This is a genomic window from [Flexibacter] sp. ATCC 35208, from assembly GCF_001975825.1.
GTDB lineage: Bacteria > Bacteroidota > Bacteroidia > Chitinophagales > Chitinophagaceae > Chitinophaga.
Map to the genome: position 1 here is coordinate 35602 of NZ_MTKN01000061.1, position 11339 is coordinate 46940.

The following is an 11339-nucleotide window of genomic DNA, read 5'->3' on the forward strand; positions in this document are numbered from 1 at the left end:
AAAAATTATATTTATGAACTTTGAAAAGAGATTGGAAGCCTTACAAACGGCCTATGACCAATTGATTAGCCGGCCTAATGAAAAGCAACCTTTAGGCAATGGGGTATATGATAGGTACCGTTATCCTGTATTGACTGCTGCGCATGCACCACTTGCCTGGAAATACGACCTCAATAAAGGGACCAATCCATACCTGATGGAACGGTTTGGTATTAACGGCGTATTCAATGCCGGTGCTATAAAACTGAATGGTAAATACCTGCTGATGGCCAGAGTAGAAGGTGCTGATCGTAAATCATTTTTTGCGGTAGCTGAAAGTGACAATGGTATAGATAACTTCCGGTTCTGGGACCGGCCCTCACTCATACCGGAATTAGCAGTTCCTGATACTAACATATATGATATCCGGTTGGTACAACATGAAGATGGCTGGATATATGGGCTGTTCTGTACTGAACGTCGTGATCCATCTGCAGATGCAGGAGATCAATCTGCTGCCATCGCACAATGCGGCATTGTGCGAACTAAAGATATGCTTACATGGGAACGGCTGCCTGATCTGGTGACACCTTCTCCCCAACAGCGGAATGTGGTGTTACATCCTGAATTTGTAGAAGGGAAATATGGTTTTTATACGCGCCCTCAGGATGGGTTTATTAATACCGGATCTGGTGGAGGTATTGGTTTTGGTCTTTCCGATAGTATGACACCGGCGGTGATTGATCAGGAAATTGTGATCGACGCTAAAGTATATCATACTGTTTATGAAGCAAAGAATGGGCAGGGTCCTGCTCCGATCAAAACGCCTAAAGGATGGTTACATCTTGCACATGGTGTGCGTAATACAGCGGCGGGCTTGCGTTATGTATTGTATATGTTCATGACAGATCTGAACGACCTTACTAAGGTGATTTATAAACCCGGGGGGTACTTTATGGCTCCTGAAGGAGAAGAAAGAGTCGGCGATGTATCCAATGTACTTTTTAGCAATGGATGGGTAGCTGATGATGATGGTACTGTTTTTATTTATTATGCTTCTTCAGATACGCGGATGCATGTGGCGGTTTCTTCTATAGATCGGTTGTTGGATTATGTAGTGCATACACCGGCGGATGGGCTGCGGTCAGCAGCGAGTGTGGAGAAGATTCTGCAGATTATTGAGGGGAATGAAAGGATTTAAGGATAAAAGGAACCGTCTCAATAATAATTGAGGCGGCTCCTTACCTTGTCTGCTCTGTTAGTTACTAATCAATCAATAATTTATAGGTTGAAATTGCGCCTTTATTAGTCATAAAGCTCACAAAGTATAGGCCCGGAGTCTGCCCACTGAAATTATAAGTAAGTTGTTGTGTACCCTCTGTCTCCGATCTTACTACACCCAGATCTTTTACGAGCTTACCCTGCGCATCAAATAGCCGGATGATCGTCTGCTCATCTTTAGCAAGGGTTACATTGATGGTTGTATTTCCATGCGTAGGATTAGGATAAACACGGCTCACTTCGACAGTACTCAGCGCTGCTATTCTGGCTGAAGACGTGATCGTTCCTCCGGCAACAGGAGTTGCCGTTGCCGTAAGTGCAATTTGCGTAGTGCCTGTGCTGCCGCAATCAGGAGTGGTCAGGGTGGCACCTGCGCCAGCAGTGACCAGCGCTTTCACAGAGCTGGCAGGATCGGCCGTCAATGTATATGGAGGCGTGAAAGCCGCACCACTGCCGGATGTATTGCCGGAAGTATTGGTGAAGAGATTATTCTTTTGAGTGATGGCTGTAAATGTATTGTCCATCAGATCAATCGGATTTTTCACATTCTCAAATACGTTCCCTTCTATGAGCAGGTCGGCTTCATAGCCTGCCATGATGCATTTGTTGGAAACAGTGGAGTTGAAATAATTATTCACCAGGTGTACTTTACCAAATCTTACTCTTGGCATACGTTCTTTACAACCCTGTGCCCACCAGCAGTTGGCCAGTGTGATGCGCAGTTTTCCTCTGTCGCCGGTAGCGCCGTCACTGGAACCAAACAGGTTGGAGAAACGGTGATCGTCAGATCCTCCTGAGCCACCTGCAACAGGGGTTTTGTTGTAAGAGAATTTACACCAGGTCACTGAAATGTAATCGGCAGCAGCTTTGATATCCAGATTTCCATCCATACCGTCCTGAAAATCGCAATGGTCTACCCACACATTCGTACTATTATCGATCGTCATGTTATCCCATCCGTCAGTATCATAAGCAGCAGGGCCTACAAAAGTGACGTTCCTGAAGATCACATTTGATACACGTTTTACATAGATGATACCGGAACCATCTTTTGTGAGATCGTTTGATACCAGCTTAGAACCGGGCAATCCATAAATTGTCTTTGCTGACTGGTCCTGAAAACTTATTCTGCCACCAGAAGGAATGGTGATCGTGCCTGATATGTGCACGACTTTTACAGTTGAAGAAGTAATCGCAGTTTTAAGTGCATCATAGGTGCTTACAATTACGGGAGTTGCAGTTCCACCACCTGTTACACCGCCGTTTTGGCTAGCCCAGCCTACCAGACTACATTGAGCGTGGGCAAATAATTTGAAAAAGCAACAGATGGCAATCAATGCCCATCTTAAATACCGGGTTTTCATCATAGGATGTTGTTTACTAGTAATGGTTATAAATAGAGCAGACTACAGGTATTATTAAAATAACAGACCTGAGGGGTACCAGATATGGTTAGGTGGAAACTTTAGCGCTGCTAATATATATATTTCTAATAATATTGAAGACAGTTTTCTTTATTTAATATTCATCAGTGGTTGTGCCTGAAGATGAAGGAAGGTTACAAAAGCAATATACATTAATAAGGAAGCCACAGAAAGATATCTCCCTAATATCACTAAAATAAAATCAAAAAGTGATGCTTCTTCGTGAAAATTGCAAAAACATTGCAAAATTTATCTGAATATTTTTGATCCTGGGGCAAAAATCATAAACTCAGAAATTCCGGTTATCTAATTTTAACCTGCTAAAATTCCAAACAAAATTCACAAAAATCTAAGATGATTAAATTCAACAGATTAAAAGGTCTCAGCGTACTTGCATGTTTTTTTTCCACTTGCCAGCTTCAGGCGCAGAATAGAATAGCGCCTGCATATCCACTGGATAGCCGTAAATCCTATACTAAAAATGACTGGATTGCGTGGACAGCCACTTTTGCTCCGGAAAAGGAGCAGTTTGAAGCATTGATCCAACCACTGTATATACACGCATTAGAGACACCCTCCCGTGTTCCGCTCAATGATTTTTACGATTCAGAGACTGGCATTCGTGAGAACTTCAAAGCGAGAAGTGTTGTAGGCGGGTTCTACATGAAAGTATTAGCGGACAAATTGCACACTAACTAAATCATGTCAATAGGGCCGTCTCAAACTTCGGGACGGCCCCTTTTTATTCGGGTACCAGATGGAGAGCATTCTCGTACATGCAATTCTCATGGCCTTCTTGTTACTTATAATACATCCCCATTTCATTCCACAAGCGAATTTAATGAAGGAATCTTCCAGTTAAGACTATAACCCAAATAACTTCTAAGATATGTCATGGAAAAGTCTTACCTTTCTTTTTAGAAGAATATGAAGTAACATATCGTTACTTTACATCCCAGTAATTATTCACTCGTAAGAGTCTTTCTTCACATACTACCACTGTTAAATGAGGTAGTAATTGTGGCCTGAAAATAATCCTGAACGTTCCCATTGACCTTACCAATAAAACTACTATTTCCTTTTGAAGCAAACCGGACTATAATTAACTATGTGACGCTTCTATAATAGCTTGAATAAGGATTGAGTGGAGGTTTTACACTCAGGAGTTAACAACCTATTAAAAGGTTGTTTTTATGCAGCAACAATATTTATACACTTGGAAGAACATTAAGGGCCTATGACCTTAGAAATGGCTATTAAAAATATTAGCCTATCTTAGACACAACGACTTACCTTCTGCACCCGCTTTCAACAAGTTACAAGTTAAACAACTATTACAATGATCATGATAGAGCCCCATCACATTATAGCCATTGGTGCTTCCGCTGGTGGTATGGATGAGATTAATACTTTTTTTGATAATACACCATTAGATGGTGTTGCATATGTGATTGTTCAGCATCTATCGGAACATTTTAAAAGCAGGATGGTAGATTTACTGTCCAGGCATAGCAAGTTACGGATACAGGAAGCAGAAAATGAAATTCTCATCCAATCCAATCATGTTTACCTGATTCCCAATGATAAGTTAATGACCGTCCGGAATGGCCGGTTATACTTAACTGGCAAGGAAATGCAAAAGGCACCTTATCTCACCATCAATATATTTTTTAATTCCCTCGCCATTAGTTATGGTAAGAGAGCGATAGCGATTGTGCTATCAGGATTAGGGTCAGATGGTTCAGATGGTGTAACAGCCATCAAGAGAGCAGGAGGCCTGGTAATCGTCAGGGAACCTCTTACATCAAAGTTCTCCAGTATGCCATCAAGTGCAATAGCCACCGGAATGGTTGACTTTGTATTAGAACCTTCCGCAATGCCAGCAGTAATCGAAGATTACGTAGAACAACAGTTGGAAACGGCAGCCGGTGAACAGGAAAATGAAAATACAATTGTTTCTATCATTGATTATATAAAAGAGCAATTGCCACTTGATTTTTCAGATTACAAACTAACTACCCTTCTCCGGCGAACTAAACGCAGAGCAACCTCTGCTAATTTTACCACGCTTGAAGATTATCTGGAATTTTTGCGCGTAAATCCTGCTGAGGTGGAAACACTGGCCAAAGACTTTCTTATCAGCGTCACCTCTTTTTTTAGAGATGCAGAAGCTTTTGACATCATAGAAAAAAGTATTCTGCCCGATCTGCTATCTAATCTTAATCCCGGGGATGAACTTAAAATGTGGGTTGCAGGTTGTGCTACAGGTGAGGAAGTATATTCAATGGCTATACTGATCAAAGAACAGTTGGTCGGCCCTTATAAAAATACGACGGTGAAACTCTTTGCTACCGATCTGGACAGCTCTGCATTGTTATACGCCAGTAAAGGCTTATATCATTGGAGTAGTGTAAAAGATATGTCAACTGATAGGTTGCAGAAGTATTTTACAAAGGAGGGTGAGAGCTACAGGGTATCTCCTGGTATACGCCAAATGGTAATATTTTCGCAGCATGACCTGGTAAAGAATCCCCCTTATTGCAATATGCATTTTATCAGTTGCCGCAATCTGCTGATCTATATGACGCCCTATTTGCAGAAGAAAATATTTTCAATGCTGCTCTTTGGACTTAAGTATAATGGCTACCTGTTTTTAGGTTCCAGTGAAACCCCCACTTCTATTATCAACAACCTGGAAGTGATCAGCAAAAAGTGGAGATTATATAAAAATATCAGTGAAAAACGAACGATTACTTTCGATGCATTTTCAATACCTGAATCAATTCACTCATCTAAAATTACCCCGATGAGGGAATATGACGGTAGAAACAAGGGGAATGATGTAGCAGAAATGGTGAATGATATACTTGCTAATGAACTGGATTACCTGGCTCTAATTATTAATGACAACTATCAGGTAGTCAAGTCATATGGTAATACGGCCAAATACCTGCTTCAACAAAACTTTAATTCAAACCTGTTGGAATTGTTGCCCGAACAGCTGAAACTGGCATATAATACCTTAATAAGTCAGGTGTCAGTAACAAATAAAAAAATTGGTGTCCTGGGTATTCCTGTCGAATTAAAAGGTAAAAAAATTGCAGTAAGCCTCACCATTTCCCCACTGGAGGCCAAAAATGGAAGTCCGGCCTCATTTTTAATCATCTTTAGAGAAGATCCGGCCTTTTCGGATATTCATACAGAATACCAGGTTTTTGACGAACGCGCATATAATGTTCAATACTTATCAAACCTGGAGAGTGAATTGAAAGAAGTCAAAGAAAAGCTTTCCGCGGCCTATGAAAGAATTGATGCTTACAATGAAAATATGCAGTCTTTCAACGAAGAGCTTATTTCATCCAATGAAGAAATGCAAAGTACCAACGAAGAAATGCAATCCGTGAATGAAGAACTACATACCATCAATGCTGAGTATCAGTTAAAGAATAAACAGTTACTTGAAATAAATGACGATTTGAACAACTATTTCAGAAGTAATATTAATGGCCAGATATTTTTGAATGAACAACTTGAGTTAATGAAATATTCCCCTGCTGCTGTAAAACTGATCAATCTGCAGGAGGCTGATATCGGAAGACCGATCAGCCACATTTCCACTAATATCAGGATGAGTTCTATTGTAGATGATGTCATGCAAGTACTTGATGATGGGGTTGATATTATCAAAGAAATCGAAACCAATGAAGGGCATTGGTTCCAAATGATGATTATGCCTTACATAAAACAGGAAGAAAATATACGTAAAGGAGCGGTTATTTCCTTTAATGATATTACTGCACTGAAAAAGGCAAAGATAGAATTAGATGAAAAGAATGAAAGCCTCCTGCGTATTAATGCAGATCTTGACCATTTTATTCATATGGCTTCACATGATTTATTGGATCCATTGAGTAGTATAGAGTCAAGTATTGCATTGATGAACCTGCTGGAGAATAACAATTCGGAATTGATGGAGTTTACCAAAGTTATCAATTCCTCTGTTAAGAAATTCAGTTTACTTGTCAGGAGTATTGGCACAGTGGCCAGACTGGAAAACAACATGAATGATACCGAGCAGGTAAATATCAGTGAGGTGATCAGTAATATTGAATGGAGCCTTGAAAAAAAAATCAAAAATACACACGCTGTAATCACTACAGAACTTGAAGTAAAAGAAATATCTTTTTCCCAAAAGAACCTGAGAAGTATATTGTATAACCTGATTTCCAATGCAATGAAATTTTCCGGTCCTGAGCAACCGAAGATCCACATTCAAAGCAGGAAAGAGGGCAAATATGTTATGCTGAGTGTAGAGGATAATGGAATAGGTATGACCCAGGAAGGAATTAAAAAGATATTTACCATTTATGGAAGGCTCAACCTTCATGTAGAAGGACATGGTATAGGGTTATACCTTGCCAGAAAGATTATACATGCCGCACAAGGAGATCTGAAAGTTGAAAGTGCGCCTGGTAAGGGAAGTAAATTCATCATTTATATCAGACCTTCTTAGCATTGAATTAAATGTATGCCAGTGAAATATATTACCTTCCATTAAGATGCAACAATTTGATGCGATAGTTCTTATATTAACTGTTCTAGTTGCTTTATCAGCTTTTGCTGAAAAAGTAAAATTTCCGTTTCCAATACTTCTTGTAATTACTGGTGCAATTTTAGGTGTAGTTCCACATTTTCCTATGATCATTTTAGATCCGGAAGTGGTTTTTCTATTGTTTTTACCACCTTTGCTTTATGATGCAGCTTCCCATACCTCCTGGCATGACTTTAGAGAAGAGATAATCTCTATCTCAGCGTTAGCCATAGCATTAGTTTTTTTTACAACTATTACCGTAGCGCTTGCAGCTCATTATTGTATACCAGGATTTAGCTGGCCACTTGCCTTTGCACTCGGGGCCATTGTATCTCCTCCTGATGCTGTAGCGGCAACTGGAATTACTAAAGGGTTAAGTATTAACAAACGGATAATGACCATTATTGAAGGCGAAAGCCTGGTCAACGATGCCAGTGCGCTCATCGCTTACCGGTTTTCAATGATTGCAATTAACACCGGCGCTTTTGTATTCTGGCAAGCTGGATTGCAATTTACCTTATTGGTTTGTGGTGGTATATTATGTGGGTTTATAACCGGATATATTTTTGTATGGTTGCACAAAATGATCACCCACAATTCCATTGCCAGTACAAGTCTGACGTTATTAAGCCCTTTCATTTCCTATATTCTGGCAGAACAACTACATTTATCTGGCGTACTTGCAGTGGTTAGTACCAGTCTTTTTATTTCCTGGCGTTCGCCAGAGATATTTTCCTATCAGACAAGAATGCGGTCAAAATCAGTATGGGACACATTGGTATATATCCTAAACGGATTTATTTTTTTACTGATCGGACAACAATTGCCGAATGCTTTAAAAGAACTGGAAAAGTATTCATTACCCATATTAATTGCTTATGGATTTTTAATAAGTATCGTTGTTATCGTAGTGCGGGTAATGTGGGTCTTTGCAACAGCATATTCACATAATTTACTCTCTAATAAAATTAAAGCGACCGCTTCAAAGGATATCCAGGATGAAAAAATAAATACCTGGAAAAATGTATTGATTGTTGCCTGGACAGGCACCAGAGGTATTGTATCAATGGCTACCGCCCTGGCATTGCCAATAACGCTGATAGGTGGAGCGCCTTTTCCGCAACGTTCATTGATCCTGTTCCTGACCTTTGTAGTTATTTTTGTCACATTGGTCATTCAGGGTTTATCACTTCCACTATTGATAAAGATCCTTGGCGTAAAGCCAACTTTACAGGCCCATAAAGAGGAACAGGAACTAAAATTGTTTATTGTTCAAAATATTCTTCACTTTATTGAGCATGAATTTCCTATACACCTTGACGACAAAATAAAACGACAGGTAAAAGCAGAATATGAAGCCACACTTTTACAGCTGCAAAATAAAATTGAAAATGATAGTCGCCGGCAACACAGAAATATTGCTCAGCAGTCGTGGCTGTCAATCCCTATTGCCCCCATATTGACAGCGCAAATAGAAATTAGCAGGTTTCGTCGTGAATTGTTGATCAGACTTTATAAAGAAGGTAGCTATAGTAATCTATCTATCCGGAAGCTGGAGCAGGAATTGGATCGGGATGATCTCAGTCTGAATGAGGTGCTCATGAGAGGAGAAGAATAATACCCGATTAATATTGCCTTTCCCAATTACAATTGAATTATTATTAAAATAACTTTATTTATATCTTTGTTACCGTTTTCTATAGAGATATGCCACAACTAATTACCATTAATTTGATTTACAAAGAATTATGCAGTTAAATCATTTTAAGTATATGCTGCTTTGATTGAAAGATATGTTTTCTGAATATGGAAAATATAAAATTGTTCTAAACAAAAATGCCTAATCCCCGCCTAATGAATAGATTTTTAAGACTTCTCTTTTTATCCTTGACGTTTGTCATTAACGCTTATGCTCAAACGCCTGATGCTAACGGTATTGTATACGTTAAAACCGGTGGCACCGGTACCGGTGACAGTTGGGCCAATGCTTCAGGCAATCTCTCTGACGCATTAAAAGCCGCTACGACCAACACGGCCATCAAGCAAATATGGGTATCCGGTGGGACCTGGTTACCTAATTATCCAGCCGATTTTTCCAGTGCTGACAACAGAGATAAAACCTTTTTATTAGTAAAAGACGTCAAATTATATGGCGGATTTGCCGGCACAGAAACCACTTTGGCCGAACGCAATTTATCTCTCACTGCAAATAAGACCATTCTAAGTGGCGACTTAGGCACAGTTGATGACCTAAATGACAATGCTTATCATGTAATGATTGCTTCAGGTGATGTAGGCACAGCCGAAATTAATGGAATTACCATCATGAAAGGTACATCAACCACCGGTAGCTCAACAAATACATTAACCGTAAACGGCAATGGCATAATGCGAATAGCAGGCGGAGGTATCATATTATACGGAGCAGCACCTGCTATTAATAATGTAATAATTTGCGGGAACCAGGCGATAGCCGGTGCCGGTGTTTACATAGGATATAATTCTTCCCCTAAAATCACTAATTGTATCATAAATGGTAATTATGCGAATATTAGTGGTAGTGGTAATGGCGGAGGATTATTTGCATATCAGTCAACACCCCTATTCACTAACGTTGTAATCGCCGGAAATAATGCCGCTGGTTGGGGAGGTGCCCTGGCCATTTCATCCAGCACCCTGACCTTCAATAATAGTATTATTTATGGCAACGGTACATCTAATCCAATTTATAATCTTAGCGGGTCATATACAGCACAATACACTATGGTGCAGAATGTAGCTGCCAATGCTACTAACCATAACCCTGCCAGTACTGATCCCTATTTTGTAAATGCACCTTCCAGTTCTAACGCCCCATTTACCGAAGGAGATTATTCTTTGACTTCATCCAGTCCATTAATAGATCTGGGTAGCAATAGTCTATACACCGGTTTAAGTGCCACTTCCACCGATCTGGTTGGAAAACCACGTGTCGCCAATTACAGCTCTGGTGGTATCATTGATCTGGGCGCAATAGAATATCAGCCCCTCACCAGCCAGACAATTACGGTGGCAGATGCAGTAAAAACCTATGGTGATGCCGACTTTGAACCTGTAGCATCTTCCTCATCAGGTCTTGCCGTTACATTGCAGTCATCTGACGCAAGTATCGCACAACCATATATAGATGCCGCCGATGGGAACAAATGGAAGATAAAAATATTAAAAGCCGGGGTAGCAACCATAACTGTCAGTCAGTCGGGCAATTCCGTGTATGCTGCTGCCACCAATGAGACATTTACCGTAACTATTAATAAAGCTCCACTAACCATTACTGCAAGCGATCTTACCAAAACATATGATGGTATATCATTCAGCGGTGGGAACGACGTAACTTACAGTGGCTTCGTAAATGGTGATAACGCGTCAACAGCATTAACCGGCACGCTCGTATACAACGGTACATCTCAGGGAGCAACAGCGGTAAACAGCTACACCATCATACCTTCTGGGCTTACTGCCACAAACTATGATATAACGTATGCTTCCGGTACATTAACAATCAACAAGGCCGCACTTACCATTACAGCCAGTGATCTTACCAAAACATATGATGGTATATCATTCAGCGGTGGGAACGGTGTAACTTACAGTGGCTTTGTAAATGGGGAAGATGCATCAACCGCAATAACCGGCACGATCGCTTACGCAGGTACCTCTCAGGGAGCAACAACTGTAAATAGCTACACCATCATACCTTCAGGTCTTACTGCCTCAAACTATGATATAACATATGCTTCTGGTACATTAACCATCAACAAAGCGGCACTTACTATTACTGCCAGTGACCTTACCAAAATCTATGATGATATTTCATTCAGCGGTGGCAATGGCGTAACTTACAGTGGTTTCGTAAATGGTGAAGATGCATCAACCACAATAACCGGCACGATCGCTTACACAGGTACATCTCAGGGAGCAATAGCGGTAAACAGCTACACCATCATACCTTCCGGCCTTACTGCCTCAAACTATGATATAACATATGCTTCCGGTACATTAACGATCAACAAGGCCGCACTTAC

General features: G+C 40.4%; 6 protein-coding genes. 5 read left to right on the top strand and 1 reads right to left on the bottom strand.

Translation table 11 applies throughout. From position 1 onward, the window contains the following. Nucleotides 1-13 precede the first annotated feature (13 nt). Nucleotides 14-1180, top strand: coding sequence for a glycosidase (locus BW716_RS39170; protein WP_083729247.1), 1167 nt, complete (start codon nucleotides 14-16; stop codon nucleotides 1178-1180). 64 nt (nucleotides 1181-1244) lie between these two features. Here BW716_RS39170 and BW716_RS39175 read toward each other — a convergent pair whose 3' ends face one another. Next, nucleotides 1245-2627, bottom strand: a complete 1383-nt coding sequence (locus BW716_RS39175) for a T9SS type A sorting domain-containing protein (protein ID WP_083729249.1) — start codon at nucleotides 2625-2627, stop codon at nucleotides 1245-1247. 411 nt (nucleotides 2628-3038) lie between these two features. Between BW716_RS39175 and BW716_RS39180 the strand changes: the two genes are divergently transcribed. The 4 genes from BW716_RS39180 to BW716_RS39195 form a co-directional block, all read left to right on the top strand. After that, complete coding sequence (locus BW716_RS39180; RefSeq protein WP_083729251.1) at nucleotides 3039-3383, top strand: DUF1793 domain-containing protein; 345 nt, start codon at nucleotides 3039-3041, stop codon at nucleotides 3381-3383. A 640-nt stretch (nucleotides 3384-4023) separates the two neighbouring features. Next, nucleotides 4024-7197: a chemotaxis protein CheB gene (locus BW716_RS39185; protein WP_083729253.1), complete on the top strand. Its 3174-nt coding sequence runs from the start codon at nucleotides 4024-4026 to the stop codon at nucleotides 7195-7197. A 46-nt stretch (nucleotides 7198-7243) separates the two neighbouring features. Next, nucleotides 7244-8893 carry a Na+/H+ antiporter gene (locus tag BW716_RS39190; protein ID WP_083729255.1) on the top strand — a complete coding sequence of 550 codons (1650 nt, stop codon included), beginning with the start codon at nucleotides 7244-7246 and terminating at the stop codon, nucleotides 8891-8893. Nucleotides 8894-9129: 236 nt separating this feature from the next. Next, nucleotides 9130-11339 (top strand): MBG-2 domain-containing protein (locus BW716_RS39195; protein WP_179091305.1); only part of this gene is annotated, 2210 nt, incomplete at its 3' end.

Coding starts and splice junctions, on each gene's coding strand:
- BW716_RS39180 (WP_083729251.1), top strand. CDS start 3,039: ATGATTAAATTCAACAGATTAAAAGGTCTCAGCGTACTTGCATGTTTT.
- BW716_RS39170 (WP_083729247.1), top strand. CDS start 14: ATGAACTTTGAAAAGAGATTGGAAGCCTTACAAACGGCCTATGACCAA.
- BW716_RS39175 (WP_083729249.1), bottom strand. CDS start 2,627: ATGATGAAAACCCGGTATTTAAGATGGGCATTGATTGCCATCTGTTGC.
- BW716_RS39190 (WP_083729255.1), top strand. CDS start 7,244: ATGCAACAATTTGATGCGATAGTTCTTATATTAACTGTTCTAGTTGCT.
- BW716_RS39185 (WP_083729253.1), top strand. CDS start 4,024: ATGATCATGATAGAGCCCCATCACATTATAGCCATTGGTGCTTCCGCT.